17 protein-coding genes, 1 tRNA gene and 1 pseudogene are annotated in these 16860 nt (G+C 70.6%); 12 read left to right on the top strand and 7 right to left on the bottom strand.

The genetic code is table 11. From position 1 onward, the window contains the following. Positions 1-5 precede the first annotated feature (5 nt). Positions 6-1436 (top strand): aldehyde dehydrogenase family protein, encoded by a 1431-nt coding sequence (locus tag ICN82_RS00095; protein WP_193178786.1) that lies wholly within the window; start codon positions 6-8, stop codon positions 1434-1436. A 235-nt stretch (positions 1437-1671) separates the two neighbouring features. Here ICN82_RS00095 and ICN82_RS00090 read toward each other — a convergent pair. After that, positions 1672-1747, bottom strand: a tRNA-Lys gene (locus tag ICN82_RS00090). Between the two features lie 254 nt (positions 1748-2001). Here ICN82_RS00090 and dapF point away from each other — a divergent pair. Both dapF and mtaB read left to right on the top strand, forming a co-directional pair. Continuing rightward, entirely contained in the window at positions 2002-2832 is an 831-nt protein-coding gene (gene dapF / locus ICN82_RS00085; protein ID WP_193178785.1) for a diaminopimelate epimerase, read from the top strand. Then, complete coding sequence (gene mtaB, locus ICN82_RS00080) at positions 2832-4091, top strand: tRNA (N(6)-L-threonylcarbamoyladenosine(37)-C(2))-methylthiotransferase MtaB (RefSeq protein WP_193178784.1); 1260 nt, start codon at positions 2832-2834, stop codon at positions 4089-4091. Before dapF ends, mtaB begins: the two co-directional genes overlap by 1 nt. A gap of 37 nt (positions 4092-4128) precedes the next feature. Here mtaB and ICN82_RS00075 read toward each other — a convergent pair whose 3' ends face one another. Next, complete coding sequence (locus ICN82_RS00075; RefSeq protein WP_193178783.1) at positions 4129-4407, bottom strand: glycine zipper 2TM domain-containing protein; 279 nt, start codon at positions 4405-4407, stop codon at positions 4129-4131. A gap of 153 nt (positions 4408-4560) precedes the next feature. On the opposite strand from ICN82_RS00075, the gene trpB reads away from it, so the two are divergent. Further along, positions 4561-5781, top strand: coding sequence for a tryptophan synthase subunit beta (gene trpB, locus ICN82_RS00070; RefSeq protein ID WP_193178782.1), 1221 nt, complete (start codon positions 4561-4563; stop codon positions 5779-5781). A 55-nt stretch (positions 5782-5836) separates the two neighbouring features. Here trpB and ICN82_RS00065 read toward each other — a convergent pair whose 3' ends face one another. From ICN82_RS00065 to hisA, 3 genes are all read right to left on the bottom strand, one after another. Continuing rightward, entirely contained in the window at positions 5837-7489 is a 1653-nt protein-coding gene (locus ICN82_RS00065) for an ABC transporter permease (RefSeq protein ID WP_193178781.1), read from the bottom strand. Between the two features lie 76 nt (positions 7490-7565). Beyond that, positions 7566-8219 carry a Hint domain-containing protein gene (locus tag ICN82_RS00060; RefSeq protein ID WP_193178780.1) on the bottom strand — a complete coding sequence of 218 codons (654 nt, stop codon included), beginning with the start codon at positions 8217-8219 and terminating at the stop codon, positions 7566-7568. 65 nt (positions 8220-8284) lie between these two features. Next, on the bottom strand, positions 8285-9007 hold the full coding sequence (gene hisA / locus ICN82_RS00055) for a 1-(5-phosphoribosyl)-5-[(5-phosphoribosylamino)methylideneamino]imidazole-4-carboxamide isomerase (RefSeq protein ID WP_193178779.1): 723 nt from the start codon (positions 9005-9007) through the stop codon (positions 8285-8287). Between the two features lie 125 nt (positions 9008-9132). Between hisA and ICN82_RS00050 the strand changes: the two genes are divergently transcribed. Further along, positions 9133-9519 (top strand): DUF2147 domain-containing protein, encoded by a 387-nt coding sequence (locus tag ICN82_RS00050; RefSeq protein WP_193178778.1) that lies wholly within the window; start codon positions 9133-9135, stop codon positions 9517-9519. Positions 9520-9541: 22 nt separating this feature from the next. Here the strand turns inward: ICN82_RS00050 and ICN82_RS00045 are convergent, their stop codons facing one another. Then, positions 9542-9955: a Rid family hydrolase gene (locus ICN82_RS00045; RefSeq protein WP_193178777.1), complete on the bottom strand. Its 414-nt coding sequence runs from the start codon at positions 9953-9955 to the stop codon at positions 9542-9544. A 260-nt stretch (positions 9956-10215) separates the two neighbouring features. Between ICN82_RS00045 and rpsD the strand changes: the two genes are divergently transcribed. From rpsD to ICN82_RS00025, 4 genes are all read left to right on the top strand, one after another. Continuing rightward, positions 10216-10836: a 30S ribosomal protein S4 gene (gene rpsD, locus ICN82_RS00040; RefSeq protein WP_193178776.1), complete on the top strand. Its 621-nt coding sequence runs from the start codon at positions 10216-10218 to the stop codon at positions 10834-10836. A gap of 134 nt (positions 10837-10970) precedes the next feature. Then, entirely contained in the window at positions 10971-12062 is a 1092-nt protein-coding gene (gene hisC, locus ICN82_RS00035) for a histidinol-phosphate transaminase (RefSeq protein WP_193178775.1), read from the top strand. After that, on the top strand, positions 12059-12985 hold the full coding sequence (locus tag ICN82_RS00030; protein WP_193178774.1) for a prephenate/arogenate dehydrogenase family protein: 927 nt from the start codon (positions 12059-12061) through the stop codon (positions 12983-12985). The genes hisC and ICN82_RS00030 overlap by 4 nt, the downstream gene beginning before the upstream one ends. Then, on the top strand, positions 12982-13611 hold the full coding sequence (locus tag ICN82_RS00025; protein WP_193178773.1) for an extensin-like domain-containing protein: 630 nt from the start codon (positions 12982-12984) through the stop codon (positions 13609-13611). The genes ICN82_RS00030 and ICN82_RS00025 overlap by 4 nt, the downstream gene beginning before the upstream one ends. Before the next feature lie 37 nt (positions 13612-13648). Here the strand turns inward: ICN82_RS00025 and ICN82_RS00020 are convergent, their stop codons facing one another. Beyond that, positions 13649-14653 (bottom strand): DUF2125 domain-containing protein, encoded by a 1005-nt coding sequence (locus tag ICN82_RS00020; RefSeq protein WP_193178772.1) that lies wholly within the window; start codon positions 14651-14653, stop codon positions 13649-13651. Positions 14654-14716: 63 nt separating this feature from the next. Between ICN82_RS00020 and ICN82_RS00015 the strand changes: the two genes are divergently transcribed. The 3 genes and pseudogenes from ICN82_RS00015 to ICN82_RS00005 all read left to right on the top strand — a co-directional run. Further along, the gene (locus ICN82_RS00015) at positions 14717-15250 is read left to right on the top strand and encodes a gamma-glutamylcyclotransferase (protein WP_193178771.1); all 534 of its coding nucleotides are present in this window, start codon (positions 14717-14719) and stop codon (positions 15248-15250) included. A gap of 95 nt (positions 15251-15345) precedes the next feature. Then, positions 15346-16530 (top strand): biopolymer transporter ExbB, encoded by a 1185-nt coding sequence (locus ICN82_RS00010; protein WP_193178770.1) that lies wholly within the window; start codon positions 15346-15348, stop codon positions 16528-16530. 1 nt (position 16531) lies between these two features. After that, a pseudogene (locus ICN82_RS00005) lies at positions 16532-16860 on the top strand (peptidoglycan -binding protein); the annotation flags it as partial.

Here is a 16860-nt window from a genome sequence, read left to right as displayed (position 1 = left end):
GACAGATGACCGAGCTGAAAACCGACAAGTTCTATTACGCGGGCACCTGGATGCAGCCCGCGGGCCAGGACCGGATGGCGGTGGTCAACCCCGCCACCGAGGCGCCGGTGGCCGAGATCGCGCTCGGCAATGCCGAGGATGTGGACCGCGCCGTCATGGCGGCGGTTTCCGCCTTCGAGGGGTTCTCGCGCACGAGCAAGGCCGAGCGGCTGGAGCTGCTGGCGTCGATCCGCGCGGTCTATGCCCGGCGCCAGGACGAGATGGCGGCGGTCATCACCTCGGAGATGGGCGCGCCGATCCGGTTGTCGAAAAATGCCCAGGCGGCGGTGGGGATCGGCCATCTCGACGGGTTCGTGCAGGCGCTGGAACATATGGAGTTCGAATACACGAACCTGGCGGGCGACCTGATCGTGAAGGAACCTATCGGCGTGGTCGGGCTGATCACGCCCTGGAACTGGCCGATCAACCAGATCGCGCTCAAGGTGCTGGCCGCGCTGGCGGCGGGCTGCACCATGGTGCTGAAACCCTCGGAGCTGACGCCGCTTTCGGGGCTGCTCTATGCCGAGATCCTGGACGAGGCGGGGATGCCGCCGGGGGTGTTCAACCTGGTCAACGGCACCGGCCCCGAGGTCGGCGCGGCGCTGTCGAAACATCCCGACATCGCGATGATGAGCTTCACCGGATCGACCCGCGCGGGGCGCCAGATCAGCATCGACGCGGCGGCCAACATCAAGCGCGTGGCGCTGGAGCTGGGCGGCAAGTCGCCGAATATCCTGCTAGAGGATTGCGATGTCGAGGCGGCGGTGAGCCAGGGCTGCAGGGCGGTCTTCTCCAATACCGGGCAAAGCTGCAACGCGCCGACGCGGATGCTGGTGCCCGCCTCGCTCTACGAGCGGGCCAAGGAGGTGGCGCAGGCCACGGCCGAGGCGACCGAGGTGGGCGACCCGGCGGTGGACGGGCGGCATATCGGCCCGCTGGCCTCCGATATCCAGTTCGAGAAGGTGCAGGCGCTGATCCAGCAGGGGATCGACGAGGGCGCGACCCTTCTGGCGGGGGGGACGGGCCGCCCCAACGGGATGAATCACGGCTATTACGTGCGTCCGACGGTCTTTGCCGATGTGACCAACGACATGACCATTGCGCAGGAGGAGATCTTCGGCCCGGTTCTGGCGATGATCCCCTATGCCGACGAGGACGAGGCGGTGCGCCTGGCCAATGACACGCCCTATGGACTGGCGGCCTATGTGCAATCCGCCGATGTCGACCGGGCCATGGCCGTGGGCCGCCGCCTGCGCGCGGGGATGGTGCGGCTGAACGGGTCCGATATCGACTATGGCTCGCCCTTCGGCGGCTACAAGATGTCCGGCAATGGCCGCGAGGGCGGCGAGATGGGGATCGAGGATTTCCTGGAAACCAAATGCGTGTCGCGCCCCTGAGGCGCGCAGGGGGGGGCGCCCCTGAGGCGCGCATGAGAGGACGCGCCCCCGAGGCGCTCCCGGATTCGCACTGTCGGCCGCGCCTTCGGGGGCGGCCGTTTTCGTCCCCGTCATGGGCGCGGAAAGGGCTGACGAGGAAGGGGCTTCCCTGTCTTGCGGGTGCTTGCATTCATGGGGGAGGGGAGGGGCGCGTGGCCCGGGGTGGCGACCGGCGTTTCCGCGCTACGGGAAGGGATGGTGAGCCGTGCAGGATTCGAACCTGCGACCCACTGATTAAAAGTCAGTTGCTCTACCAACTGAGCTAACGGCCCATCTCTTCCACCGGTCGGCCCAAAGGCGGCCCGGCTTCCCGTTGCGACCGGACCTGGGTCCGTGTCGCGCGGTCGTGGCCGGTTTTCCAGTTGGCAGATCCCTGCCAGCTGGGCGCCCGGCCCGCTGTGAGGCCGGTCTCTACGGATTGGGGGAGGGGGGGTCAAGAGCCCCGATGCAGATTTCCGCCGGTTTTTTTCATGCCCGCCCGCCGGGCCTGTGGATATTCCCGCGCGGCAGGCGTATATGGCCGCGCATGCGCGACACCACGGATAGCAGGCTGCCCTTTCTCAAGATGCACGGGGCCGGGAACGACTTTGTCATCATCGACAGTCGCGGCCGGTCCGCGCGCGTGACCGCGGCCCTGGCGCGGGCCGTCGGCGACCGCCATCGCGGCGTCGGCTTCGACCAGCTGGCCGAGATCCGCGACGGCGCGGACAGCGATATCTGCCTGGATTTCTGGAATTCCGACGGCAGCCGCGCCGGGGCCTGCGGAAACGCGACCCGCTGCGTCGCGGATCTGGTGATGGCGGGGCTCGGACGCGATGCCGTGACGATCCGCACCATGCGCGGCCTGCTTCTGGCCGAGCGCCGCGACGGCGCGGTCTGGGTCAATATGGGCGCGCCGCAGCTTTCGTGGGACGAGGTTCCCCTGGCGCGCGAGATGGAGGTGACCGCGCTGCCCTTGCCGGGCGATCCGGTGGCCGTGGGCATGGGCAATCCCCATGCGGTGCATTTCGTCGCCGATGCCGGGGCGGTCGACCTCGAAGGGCAGGGGCCGGGGGTGGAGCATGACCCGCTTTTCCCGGAACGCACCAATGTCGAATATGCCAGCCTGACCGGTCCGGACCATTTGCGGATGCGGGTCTGGGAACGCGGCACCGGCGTGACGCTGGCCTGCGGCTCGGGCGCCTGCGCCACGGCGGTCGCGGCGCATCTGCGCGGGCTGACCGGGCGCACCGTCACGCTGGACCTCGATGGCGGCCGTCTGCTGGTCGACTGGCGCGCGGACGGCGTCTGGCTATCGGGTCCGGTTGCCCATGTCTTTTCGGCGGAATTCGATGCCGCCTTCCTGGAGGCCGTGTGATGGACGCGCCCGTCCCCAAATTCGCCACGCTGGGCTGCCGGCTGAACGCCTATGAGACCGAGGCGATGAAGGAGCTGGCGCAATCCGCCGGGCTGGGCGAGACCGTGGTGGTCAATACCTGCGCCGTCACCGCCGAGGCGGTGCGCAAGTCGCGCCAGGAAATCCGCCGGCTGCGCCGCGAGAACCCGAATGCCAAGGTCGTGGTGACGGGCTGTGCCGTGCAGACCGACCCGGACGGTTTCTCCGCCATGGCGGAGGTCGATTTCGTCGTCGGCAATACCGAGAAGATGCAGCCCGAGACCTGGCGCGGCATGGCGGCCGATTTCATCGGCGAGACCGAGCGCGTGCAGGTCGACGACATCATGTCGGTGACCGAGACGGCGGGCCACCTGATCGACGGGTTCGGCACGCGCAGCCGCGCCTATGTCCAGGTGCAGAACGGCTGCGATCACCGCTGCACCTTCTGCATCATCCCCTTCGGCCGCGGCAATTCCCGCTCCGTGCCCGCGGGCGTCGTGGTCGACCAGATCCGGCGGCTGGTCGGACGCGGTTATAACGAGGTGGTGCTGACCGGGGTCGACCTGACCTGCTGGGGGGCCGACCTGCCCGCGACGCCCCGGCTGGGCGATCTGGTGATGCGCATCCTGAAACTGGTGCCCGAGCTGCCGCGGCTGCGGATCTCCTCGATCGATTCGATCGAGGTGGACGAGAACCTGATGCGCGCCATCGCCGAGGAAGAGCGGCTGATGCCGCATCTGCACCTGTCGCTGCAGGCGGGCGACGACATGATCCTGAAACGGATGAAGCGCCGCCACCTGCGCGACGACGCGATCCGCTTCTGCGAGGAGGCGCGCCGCCTGCGCCCCGAGATGACCTTCGGCGCCGACATCATCGCCGGTTTCCCGACCGAGACCGAGGCGATGTTCCTCAACTCGCTGCGGCTGGTGGAGGAGTGCGGCCTGACCTGGCTGCATGTCTTTCCCTATTCCCCGCGCGAGGGCACGCCCGCCGCGCGGATGCCGGCCGTCGATGGCCGCGCCATCAAGGAGCGTGCGGCGCGCCTGCGGGCCGCGGGCGAGGCGGCCGTGACGCGGCATCTCGCGGCGCAGGTCGGGCGCGATCACGAGGTGCTGATGGAAAATCCGCGCATGGGGCGCACCGCGCAATTCGCCGAGGTGCATTTTGCCGCCGACCGGCCCGAGGGCCGCATCGTGCCCGCGCGCATCACCGGGCGGACGCAGACGGGGCTGCTGGCCTGAGCGGCGGGAAGGCCGGGCCGCGGGGCCCGGCCCGCGATCATTCGCAGGGGGCCTTGTAGTAGGTGCCGTCGCCATTGGCGAAATAGCATTCCTGGGTCTCCTGGTTGCGCGCGACGATCGCCCCGGCCGCGGCGCCGGCCAGCGCGCTTGCCGCGGTCCAGCCGCTGCTGGCGCCCAGAAGCTGGGCGATGACGGCGCCGCCGACCGCGCCTGCCGTGCCGCCCATCACCGTGCGTCCGTCCTGTTCGGTCATGCCTTCGCAGGCGGAGAGGGCAAGCGTGCCGGCCATCAGCGCGGCGGTGATCTGTACTCTCATCGGTGTTCTCCTCGTCTTTCCGATGGACGGACCCTAGGGGGGATGGCCGCGCTGCGGAAGGTCCCGCGACGCCCCGGCGCGGTTTCCGGCCCATTTCCATTGACCCGGCGCCCGGTTCGCTGTTCAAGCGGGCCGAGCGAGAGGAGATGTCCCATGCCCGACGACCTGATCAACAGCTTCCTGAACGGCCCCGACGAGAATGGCCGCTTCGGCGATTTCGGCGGCCGCTTCGTCTCCGAGACGCTGATGCCGCTGATCCTGGAGCTGGAGAAGCAGTATGATTTCGCCAAGACCGACCCGGAATTCTGGGCCGAGATGGACTGGCTGTGGAAACACTATGTCGGCCGTCCCTCGCCGCTGTATTTCGCCGAGCGCCTGACCGAGCATTGCGGCGGCGCGAAGATCTATCTCAAGCGCGACGAGCTGAACCATACCGGCGCGCACAAGATCAACAACGTGCTGGGCCAGATCATCCTGGCGCGGCGCATGGGCAAGACCCGGATCATCGCGGAAACCGGCGCGGGCCAGCACGGGGTGGCCACCGCCACCGTCTGCGCGAAATTCGGGCTGAAATGCGTGGTCTACATGGGCGCGCATGATGTCGAGCGGCAGAAGCCCAACGTGTTCCGCATGCGCCTTCTGGGCGCCGAGGTGGTGCCGGTGACCTCCGGCCGCGGCACGCTGAAGGACGCGATGAACGACGCGCTGCGCGACTGGGTGACCAATGTGCGCGACACGTTCTACTGCATCGGCACGGTGGCGGGGCCGCATCCCTATCCGGCGATGGTGCGCGACTTCCAGGCGATCATCGGCCAGGAGGCCAAGGCCCAGATGCAGGAACAGGAGGGCCGGCTGCCCGACACGATCATCGCCGCGATCGGCGGGGGATCGAACGCGATGGGCCTGTTCCACCCGTTCCTCGACGACAAGGAGGTCCGCATCATCGGCGTCGAGGCCGGCGGCAAGGGCGTCGACGACAAGATGCAGCACTGCGCCTCGCTGACCGGCGGGCGCCCGGGCGTGCTGCATGGCAACCGCACCTACCTGCTGCAGGACGAGGACGGGCAGATCCTCGAGGGCTTCTCGATCTCCGCGGGGCTCGACTATCCCGGCATCGGGCCGGAACATGCCTGGCTGCATGACACGGGGCGCGCGGAATACGTGGCGATCACCGACCGCGAGGCGCTGGACGCGTTCCAGCTCTGCTGCGCGCTGGAGGGGATCATCCCCGCGCTGGAGCCCTCCCACGCCCTGGCCCATGTGCTGAAGATCGCGCCGGAACTGCCGAAGGACCACATCATCTGCATGAACATGTGCGGCCGCGGCGACAAGGACATCTTCGCGGTGGCCGAGCATCTGGGCGTGCAGATGTAGGCTTGCGGCCCTTGGAACGGTTGGAAGGCCGGGCCTGTGCCCGGCCTTTCGCGTCCTAGCGGCTGGTGCGCGCCAGCAGGATCACCGCCGACAGCCCGGTCAGGATCACCAGCATCGCGGGCGGGGCGGCATCGCCGATCTTCTCCAGCGAGGCCTGGTCATAGACCCGCGTCGCCAGCGTGTCGAAGTTGAACGGGCGCAGCAGCAGCGTCGCGGGCAATTCCTTCACCCCGTCGACGAAGACCAGCAGCAGCGCGGTGCCCACCGAGCCGCGGATCATCGGCAGGTGCACGTCGCGCAGCGCCCCGGCCGGGCTGCGCCCCAGCGACCGGGCGGCCATCGGCAGGCTGGGCGGGATGCGGTCCATCGCCGCCTCGGCCGCGCCCTGGCCGATGGCGAAGAACCGCACCAGATAGGCCAGCACCACCGCCGCCGCCGATCCGGTCAGCACCATGCCGGCATCCAGGCCCAGCCGTTCGCCCAGGTCGGCGATGCGATGGTCCAGCGCCGCCAGCGGCAGGAGCAGCCCCAGGCCCAGCACCGCCCCCGGCGCGGCATAGCCGAGCGCCGTCACCGGCAGCAGCCCGCGCGCTGCCCGGGCCCCGCCCAGCCGCAGCCCGTAGACCAGAAGGAGGCTGAGCGCGACGGTCAGAACCGCCCCGGCCCCGGCCGTGACCAGCGTGTTGGCGGCCGCCCCCAGAAGCCGCGGGTCCAGCCATGCCCCGGCATGGCGCAGCGCCAGATGCAGGATGATTGCGCCCGGCAGCAGGAATCCCGCCACCACCGGCAGGAGGCAGACCAGGGTCGCCAGCCAGGCGCGCCCCCCGTGCAGCCGCACCGGCGCGGGCCGCGTCAGTCCCCGCGCATGGGCATGGGAGCGGGCGCGGCGGCGGCTGAGCCTCTCGGTTCCCGCCAGCACAAGCACCAGCGCCAGGCTGACCAGCGCGATCTGCGCCGCGCCCGCCGCCGATCCGCCTTCCAGCCATGTGGAGAAGATGCCCGTGGTCAGGGTCTGGACCGCGAAGAAGTCCACCACGCCGAAATCGGCCCCGGTCTCCATCATCACGATGGCGATCCCCGCGGCAGCGGCCGGGCGGATCAGCGGCAGGCCGATCCGCAGGAACCGCGCCACCGGTCCGGCGCCCAGCGTGCGGGCGACATCGAAGATCGCCGCGGACTGTTCGCGCAGGGCAGCGCGGCTGAGCAGGTAGACATAGGGCGAAAGCGCGGCGGACAGCACCAGCACCGCCGCCCAGCGGGAGCGGATTTCCGGGATCCAGTAGTCGCGCGCGCTCTGCCAGCCGAAGATGCCGCGCAGCGCGGTCTGGACCGGGCCGGAATAGTCCAGAAGGTCGGTCAGGGCATAGGCGCCGATATAGGCGGGTATGGCCAGCGGCAGCAGCAGGGCCCAGCCCAGCCAGCGCGCCCCGGGAAAGCGGTACATGGTCACCAGCCAGGCGGTCAGCGTGCCGCTGACCCCCGCAAGCGCCCCGACGGCGCCCATCAGGATCAGCGTGTTGCCCAGGTAGCGCGGCAGCGTCGTGGCGGCCAGATGCGACCAGACCCCGCCGGAATTGCCCAGGGCCAGCCACAGGATCGTCCCCAGCGGCAGCAGCACCAGCCCTGCGATGGCCAGGGCCAGCAGCAGCCAGGGCCAGAGCCGCGGTGGTGGCAGGTGTCGCATCAGCAGCGGAACGGAGAGGGACATGACGGGACCGGGATTGCGCGCCCTGGCCGGATACCGTCCCGCGGGCCCGCGGGCAAAGCGGCCAAGCCGCGCAGGCTCAGCCCGGTTCCGGATCCGGCCGTCCGCGCCCCCGCCACAGCCCGCGCGCCTCGCCCAGCGAGGGCGCGGGGCGCGGCAGGCCGTTGCGCACGACCGGCAGTCCGTCGATGCGGATCGCCAGCTCCGCCCCGATGCGCAGCGCCGCCTCGCCGGCCAGGCTTTCCGAGGCGCAGCCCTCCGTCAGCAGCAGCGCATGATGCGGCAGCAGCAGCTGGTAGAGCGTCCAGCCGCGATTCGGCGGCAGGGTGGAGATCGCCCCGCCATCGACCAGCGCGAGCGCGGGCAGCATCACCGTGGCCGAGCGGTAGCGGCGCAGGAAGGCCGGATCGCGCAGCGCGATGCGCTGCAGCGGCGCGACGATCAGGTCGCGCCGGGGCAGGCCGGGGGCCAGCGCACCGCGCCGGATGCGGACCGGGCAAAGCCAGGGCGCCGCCGCCAGCGCCGCCCGCGACAGGCGCGTCCGCCCGATCCACAGGATTTCCTGCGGGCCCCGGTCCTGCGTGCCGACCAGATCGCCGACCTTCAGGTCGCTGATCCGGCGCATGCCGCCGGGGGTCTGCAGGCGCGTGTCGCGCGACAGGCTGCCGCCCGGGCCCTGCTGCGGGGCATCCGCGGGGTCCTGCCGCGCGGTCCCTGCTCCGTGACTTGCCATCGGCCACCTCCTCGATCCGTCCCTTCTGGACGTGCCGTGGTTTCGGTGGCGTTAAGCCCGGCGGGTCAGTCGGCCAGCGCCGCAAGCGCCGTGCCCAGATCCAGCGCCCCGTCATAGAGCGCGCGCCCCGAGATCGCCCCGTCCAGCGCCACGCCGCAATCGCGCAGCGCGATCAGGTCGGCCAGCGACGAGACCCCGCCCGAGGCGATGACCGGGATCGAGACCGCGCGGGCCAGCGCGGCGGTCGCCTCGATATTGGGACCCTGCATCGCGCCGTCGCGGTTGATGTCGGTATAGATGATGGCGGCGATCCCGGCATCCTCGAACTGCCGCGCCAGGTCGGTCACCTCGATCTCGGTCTCCTCGGCCCAGCCGCGGGTCGCGACCTTGCCGTGGCGGGCATCCAGCCCGACCGCCACCTGCCCGGGAAAGGCCTGTGCCGCCTCGCGCACCAGGGCGGGGTTCTCCACCGCCACCGTGCCCAGGATCACGCGGGCCAGGCCCTTTTCCAGCCAGGTCTCGATCGTCTTCATGTCGCGGATGCCGCCGCCCAGCTGGGCGGGCACCTTGCAGGCTGCCAGGATGGCCTCCACTGCCGCGGCATTGACCGGCTGGCCCGCGAAGGCGCCGTTCAGATCGACGAGGTGCAGCCATTCGCAGCCCGCCTCGACGAAGGCGCGGGCCTGCGCGGCGGGGTCGTCGCTGAACACCGTGGCCTGCTCCATGTCGCCCTTGAACAGCCGGACGCAGGCGCCGTCCTTCAGGTCGATGGCCGGATAGAGGATCATGGTCGGTCCCTTTCGTGATTGCCGCGTCCCCATGCCACGAGCGCGCCCCGAAGCCAAGCGACGCGAAGTTCCGCTTGACCCGGAGGGGGTGCGCGGGGCGTGGTTGCAACCGGGGGGAGACAAGGATGCGACATCTGATCTGGGCGGCGGCGCTGGCCGCGCTGCCTGCGCTGGCCGGGGCAGACCCGGCCGAGGGCCTGTGGCGGACCGAGCCGGGCAGGGGCGGGGCCTTCGGCCATGTGCGGATCGCGCCCTGCGGCGCGGCGCTGTGCGGCACGCTGGCGGCGGCCTTCAACGCCGATGGCAGCCCGCGCGACAGCACCGCGCTCGGGCGCGCGGTGGTCTGGGACATGCAGCCCGCGGGGGCGGGGCAATACGAGAACGGGCAGATCTGGGACCCGCAGCGGGACAAGACCTTCCGCTCCAAGATGCGGCTTCGGGGCGAGGTGATGGAGGTCTCGGGCTGCGTCGGTCCCTTCTGCGTCGCGCAGAGCTGGCAGAGGCTGCGCTGAGGCCGGGCGCCCGGACCGGCCGTCAGTCGCGCAGCGCCGCGACGGCGCGGATCTCCAGCTTCAGCTCGGGACGGCTCAGCCCGGCGATGCCGATGATCGACCAGGCGGGATAGGGCGGGGTGACGATCCGCGCCTTCGCTTCCAGGAAGTCCGGCAGCGTCGCCTCGATATCCAAGTGATAGCTGGTGACATCGACCAGGTCGGCCATGTCCAGCCCGGCGATGCGCAGCAGTTCCGCGACCCGGCGCAGCGCCCATTCGGTCTGGCCCGCGATGTCGCCGGGGGCGGTGCCGTCGGGGCGCACCCCGACCTGCCCGGAGATGAACAGGAACCCCCGCGACCTGACGGCCGGGGAAAACCCGTAGCGCTCGAAGGCCGCGCGGTAGCCGTCGAACATCTCGTTTCCGGGCGGTATCTCCAGCGGCTGCGGGGCCATGGTCGCGTCCTTTCCCTGTCACGGTCCGCCGCCGAGGCTAGCCGCGCGGGCCTGCCGCGGCAACCGGCGCGGCGGGGATTGACACCGCCCGGCCCTGCGGGTAGAGCGCGCCATCCCGGCTTGGTGGCCGGGTCATTGGTGTTGGTGGCCCCCGCAAGGGGAGGCCTGTCGGCCCGTCTTCCCGCAAACCCGGAAGATGCGGCAGGAGGACAACGCCCTTCGACAATCGCCCCGCAAGGGGCCGCAGAAGGAGATCAGCCGTGACCAAACGCACGTCTGCCAAGTACAAGATCGACCGCCGCATGGGCGAGAACATCTGGGGCCGTCCGAAATCCCCGGTCAACCGCCGCGAATACGGCCCGGGCCAGCATGGCCAGCGCCGCAAGGGCAAGATGTCCGACTTCGGCCTGCAGCTGCGCGCCAAGCAGAAGCTGAAGGGCTATTACGGCGACCTGACCGAAAAGCAGTTCCGCCGCATCTTCGCCGAGGCAGAGCGTCTGAAGGGCGACACCGGCGAGCTGCTGATCGGCCTGCTGGAGCGCCGCCTGGACGCGGTCGTCTACCGCGCCAAGTTCGTGCCGACCGTCTTTGCCGCGCGCCAGTTCGTGAACCACGGCCATGTGGAAGTGAACGGCCGCCGCGTCAACATCCCGTCCTACCGCGTGAAGGAAGGCGACGTGATCACCGTGCGCGAGAAGTCGCGCCAGATGACCGTCCTGCTGGAAGCCGTGCAGCTGGCCGAGCGTGACGTCCCCGATTACATCGAGGCCGACCATTCCAAGATGAGCGCCACCTTCGTGCGCGCCCCGGGCCTGGCCGACGTGCCCTACCCGGTCATCATGGAACCGAACCTGGTCATCGAATACTACGCGCAGAACTAAGGTTCCGCGCGCCCCGGCCCCCGGCCGGAAACCCGATCCCGAAGGCCGCGCGCATCCCGCCCGCGGCCTTTTTGCTGCGCTCCCGCTGGTCATGCGGCCCGCGCGGGGTTAACAGGCGCCCTAGGAGGCCCGTCATGACCACACCCGTTCCCCAGCCCGGCATCATGGATATCGCGCTTTACGAAAGCGGCCAGTCCAAGGTGGAGGGCGTTGCCGAGGTCATCAAGCTCAGCTCGAACGAGAATCCCCGCGGCCCCTCGCCCCGGGCGATCGAGGCGTTCCGGGCGACGGCCGACCGGCTGCACCGCTATCCCTCGACGGATCATGCGGAGCTGCGCACGGCGATCGGCGAGGTGCACGGTCTGGACCCGGCGCGGATCATCTGCGGGGTGGGCTCGGACGAGATCATCAACCTGCTGTGCCAGGCCTATGCCGGGCCGGGCGACGAGGTGCTGCAGACCGAGCACGGGTTTTCGATGTACCGCATCTCGGCGCTGGCGGCCGGGGCTTCCAGCGTGTCGGTCCCCGAACGCGAGCGCACCACCGATATCGACGCGCTGCTGGCGGGGGTGACGGAGCGCACGAAGATCGTCTTCATCGCCAATCCGAACAACCCCACCGGCACGATGATCGGCGGCAACGCGCTGGCACGGCTGGCGGCGGGGCTGCCCGATCACGTGATCCTGGTGCTCGACGGGGCCTATGCCGAATTCGTCGAGGGCTATGACGGCGGGGCGTCGCTGGTCGATCTGCACCCCAACGTGGTGATGACGCGCACCTTCTCGAAACTCTACGGGCTGGGCGGGCTGCGCATCGGCTGGGGCTATGCGCAGAAGGACGTCATCGACGTGCTCAACCGCATCCGCGGGCCGTTCAACCTGTCCGAGACCCAGCTGGCCGCCGCCGAGGCCGCGATCCGCGACCGCGACTATGCCGCCGATTGCCTGGCCGAGAATGCCAGGCTGCGCACCTGGCTGGCCCGGGCGCTGGCGGAGATGGGCGTGCCCTCGGACACGTCCTGCGCCAATTTCATCCTCGCCCGCTTCGCCGATCGCGACGAGGCGGTCGCCTGCGATGCCTTCCTCAAGGCGCGGGGGCTGATCGTGCGGCAGGTGGCGGGATACGGCCTGCCCAGCTGCCTGCGCATCACCATCGGCGAGGAGCGCGCCTGCCGGCTGGTGGCCGAGGCGGTGCGCGACTTCCTGGCGGAACGGCGCGGCCCATGACGCGGCTCTATGACCGGGTGGCGGTGATCGGGCTGGGGCTGATCGCCTCTTCGCTCATCCACGCGATGCGCCGCGCCGACCTGGCGGGGACCATCACCGGATACGATGCCAGCGCGCTGCACATGGCGCAGGCGCGCGAGGACGGGCTGTGCGACATGCTGGCCGACAGCGCGGCCGCGGCGGTGCAGGATGCCGACCTGGTGATGCTCTGCGTGCCGGTGGGGGCGATGGGCGGCGTGGCCGAGGAGATCGGCCCGCATCTGCGCCCGGGCGCCACCGTCAGCGATGTGGGCTCGGTCAAGCGGTCGGTGATCGACGCGGTCGCGCCGCATCTGCCGCCCGATGTCACCTTCATCCCCGGCCACCCGATGGCGGGGACGGAATATTCTGGGCCGCGCGCGGGGTTTGCCGAGCTTTTCGACGGGCGCTGGTGCCTTCTTCTGCCGCCCGAGGGCTGCGACCCGCAGGCGCTGCGCCAGCTGCGGGCGCTCTGGACGGGCATGGGCGCGACGGTCGAGGAGATGGAGCCCGACCATCACGACCTGGTCTGCGCCGTGATTTCCCACGCGCCGCACCTGATCGCCTATACGATGGTCGGCGTCGCCGACGACCTGCGCCGCGTGACCGACCAGGAGGTCATCAAGTTCTCGGCGGCGGGGTTCCGCGACTTCACCCGGATCGCGGCCTCGGATCCGACGATGTGGCGCGACGTCTTCCTGAACAACAAGGATGCGACACTGGAGATCCTTGGCCGCTTCACCGAAGAGCTGTTTGCCTTGCAGCGGGCGATACGTACCGGGGACGGGGACATGCTGCACGACTACTTCACGCGCACCCGCGCAATCCGCAAGGGCATCATCGAGGCGGGGCAGGATACGGCCGCGCCGGATTTCGGTCGCGCCAAGACGCGGCCGGGCGAATGACCCGCGCCGCTTTGGCCGCGGCGGCCGCCGCGATGGTGCTGATCCTGTCGGGCTGCGGCTCGGACGGGGCGGAGAAGACCGGGTCGGCACGCGCGCTGCAGGGCCAGAGGCTCTGCGGCTCCACTGGCATCCTGGGCGAGCTGGCCCCGCAGATCGAGGGCCGCGCGGCGGGCTGCGGCCTGCAGGACGGGGTGCGGGTCATGTCGGTCTCGGGCATCACGCTCTCGACCCCGGCGGTGGTGGACTGCACCACGGCGAAGGCGCTGAAATCCTGGGTGGATACCGGGCTTCGCCCTGCGGTGGGACGGCGCGGCGGCGGTGTGGCGGAGCTGAAGGTCTTCGCCAGCTATACCTGCCGGCCCCGCAACGGCATCGCCGGGGCCAAGGTCTCGGAACACGGGCGCGGCAAGGCCATCGATATCGGCGGGTTCGAACTGCGCGACGGCAGCGAGATCACCGTGCTGGAGGGCTGGAATGCCCGGCGCGAGGGCCCGATGCTGAAGTCGCTGCACGAGGCGGCCTGCGGGATCTTCGGCACCGTGCTGGGGCCGAAATCCGACCGGTTCCACGCCAACCATTTCCACCTGGACACGGCCAGTTACCGCTCGGGCCCCTATTGCCGCTGAACCGGTCCCGGCCCGCGCGGGGCCGGGCCGGGGGGGCTCAGCGCAGCACGATGCGCGGCGCCGCGCCCAGCGGGATCACCCCGCCCAGCGTCATCCGTCCGCCGCTGAAGGCCAGCGGCACGTCGATCGCGTCCTTGCCGCCGGACATGCGCGCCACCAGGTTCAGCCCGCCCTCGATCAGCCCGGCCATCTCGGAATTCAGCGCCCCGCTGGCGCGGGCGACCTGCAGCATCGCCTTCCAGTTGGTCGCGCGGATCGTCATCTCGCCCTCGGGCGTGCCGTCGGCAGCGATGTCCAGCGTGCCGCGGGCCTGCAGCTCCAGCTCGCCCCAGCCCGCGCGGGCGCGGCGCAGCTCGATCCGCCGGGGCTGCGGACGGGCCTCCTCGAGCGCATCCAGGTCCCAGGCCGCGTCGAAGGCGGCCGTTCCCTCGATCTCGGCCACCCCCATCGCCCCCGGGTCCAGCCCCGCGCGTTCGGCCAGCCGCGCCAGGAAGGCCGGGGGGGTCACGTCGGACAGGCTCAGCGCGATGTCGTAGCTGGGCATCCCGCCCTCCACCCGCCGCGCGGCAAGCTGCATCGCCGAGGCGGTGGCCTGCCAGTCCAGCGAGGAGGACAGGCGCAGGTCCTGCCCCTCGATCGTGGTGCGGTTCAGCGCCATGCGCGACAGCGGGTCGACCGCCAGGCTGGCGCGCAGCCCGGACCCGGCCAAGGTCATGGTCTGCAGCGGCGTCGCCAGGACCTGTTCCTCGGGCCAGACGACGATCATCTGATGCGGCTTGTAGCTGAGCGACAGGAATTGCAGGAACGGCGCCGACCAGGCCAGGCCGGTTTCGGGATCGGCCAGTTCGGGCGCCGCGATGGTGGTGTCGAAGCGGTTGGGAAAGCCGTGCGTCCCGACGCTGTCGTAATTGGCGACCCAGCCCTCCGCCGCGCGCGCCTCCAGCCAGTCGCGGATGGCGCCCTCGGTGGCATGGGCGCCCCAGACCCAGTAGCCCCCCCAGGCGCAGGCGGCGGCGAGGATCGCGGCAAGCAGATATTTCATGAGCGTCCCTTTTCTCCGGCTCCGCGCCTTGTGTACAAGTCGGGCAAAGGGAGGACCAGCCTCATGACATCCCCCGACCTGTGGGTTTTCGGTTACGGCTCGCTGCTATGGAGCCCCTGTTTCGATCCGGCGGAACGCCAGCTGGCGCGGCTGGAGGGCTGGCACCGGTCCTTCTGCATGTGGTCGGTGCATTACCGCGGCACGCCCGAGCGGCCGGGGCTGGTTCTGGCGCTGGACGCGGCGGAGGGCGGCGCCTGTCTCGGGGTGGCCTTCCGCGTCGCGGCCCCTGCCCGGGAGGCGGCGCTGGCGGCGCTGCGCGAACGCGAACTGGTCTCCTCGGCCTATCGCGAGGAATGGCTGCCGGTGCTTTTGCCGGACGGGCGGCGGGTGGAGGCGGTCACCTATGTGGTCGACCCTGCCCATCCGCAATATGCGGGCGGGCTGTCGCTGGAGGAGCAGGCGGCGGTGATCGGCGCGGCCGCGGGCCGGAAGGGGCCCAACCGCGACTACCTCGACAATACCCACCGCCACCTGCTGGAGCTGGGGCTGGAGGATGCCGACATGGCCTGGCTGGCCGGGGCGCTGGCCCGCGCATGACGGGGGCGCGCGGGCGGTGTGACAAAACTGCCAGCGGCGCCGACCCGCTGCAGGTCGTGTTTCATCGGGCGCGCGCAATCGGTTAGACCGGGGCCATGGTCATGTCCGAACAAAGCGCCTCGCCGCAGTTTTCCCAGCCGGTCCGCCAGATCTTCATGATGGTGACCGTCTCCGCCGCCTTCGCGGCCGGGGGCTGGCTGCTTCTGCCCCGTGTCTGGGGCGTGTTTTCCGCGAACCCTTATCTGAACGGGGCGATCGGCGTCGTCTTCGTGATCGGCGTGCTGGCCTGTTTCTGGCAGGTGGGGCAGCTGGTCGCCTCGGTGCGCTGGATCGAGGGTTTCGCCGCCGAGCGTCCGGGCCATGAAGCGGCCAAGCCGCCGCGCCTGCTGGGATCGCTTGCCGCGCTGATGCGGTCGCGCCGCGGCCGCATGCAGATCAGCGCCGCCTCCTCGCGCACCATCGTCGATACCGTCGCCACCCGCATCGACGAGGCGCGCGACATCACGCGCTATCTCGGCAACCTTCTGATCTTCCTTGGGCTTCTGGGCACGTTCTACGGGCTGGCCACGACCGTCCCGGCGGTGGTGGACACGATCCGCGCGCTGGCGCCCGCCGAGGGCGAGGATCCGACCGCGGTCTTCGCGCGTCTGATCGGCGGGCTGGAAACCCAGCTGGGCGGGATGGGCACGGCCTTTGCCTCGTCGCTGCTGGGCCTGGCGGGGTCGCTGGTCGTGGGCCTGCTGGAGCTTTTCGCCAGCCACGGGCAGAACCGGTTCTACCGCGAGCTGGAGGAATGGCTGTCGACCATCACCCGGCTGGGCTTTGCCGGGGGCGAGGGCGAGGGCGGCACCGACGGGGCGGCGATCGCCGCCGCGCTGGACCAGGTGGCGCTGCAGATGGGCGAATTGCACACCGTCATGCGCGAATCCGAGGCGCATCGCGTAGCGATGGACAGCCGTCTGGCCGGGCTGGGCGCGGCGCTGGACCGGCTGGGCGCGCGCATGGAGGGGGAATCGCGCATGGCCGAAACCCTGGGCCGTGTCGCCGAGGGGCAGGAGCGGCTGAGCCGGGCCCTTCAGGTCCTGGCCGAACAGCGCGAGGCCGAGGACGAGCCCGGCGCCGAGGCCCGGATGCGGCTGCGCAGCATCGATGTGCAGCTGCTGCGGCTGATGGAGGACATCAATGCGGGCCGCCAGGAAAGCGTGGCCGAGCTGCGCCACGACCTCACCCGGCTGATCCGCGTGATCGAGACCGCCACCGGGGCGGACGGGGCGCGCTGAGATGGCGCTGAGCCGCCGTTCCGGCCGTTTCCAGGCCTCGATCTGGCCCGGCTTCGTCGATGCGATGACCGGGCTTCTGCTGGTGCTGTTCTTCGTGCTGACGATCTTCATGGTGATGCAGTCGCTGCTGACCCAGGAGATCACCGGCCAGGAGAGCGAGCTGGACCAGCTGGGCGCCGATATCCGGTCGCTCTCCGAGGCGCTGGGACTGGAGCGGGACCGCGCCGCCGCGCTCCGCGGCGCGCTGGCCGAGCGCGAGGCGACGCTGGACGAGGCCCGCCGCGAGGCCCGGGCGCGCGAGACCCTGCTGGCGACGCTGCGGCAGGAGGC

The sequence above is a fragment of the Mangrovicoccus algicola genome (assembly GCF_014903745.1).
GTDB lineage: Bacteria > Pseudomonadota > Alphaproteobacteria > Rhodobacterales > Rhodobacteraceae > Mangrovicoccus > Mangrovicoccus algicola.
This window is presented reverse-complemented; position numbering and strand designations above follow the sequence as displayed.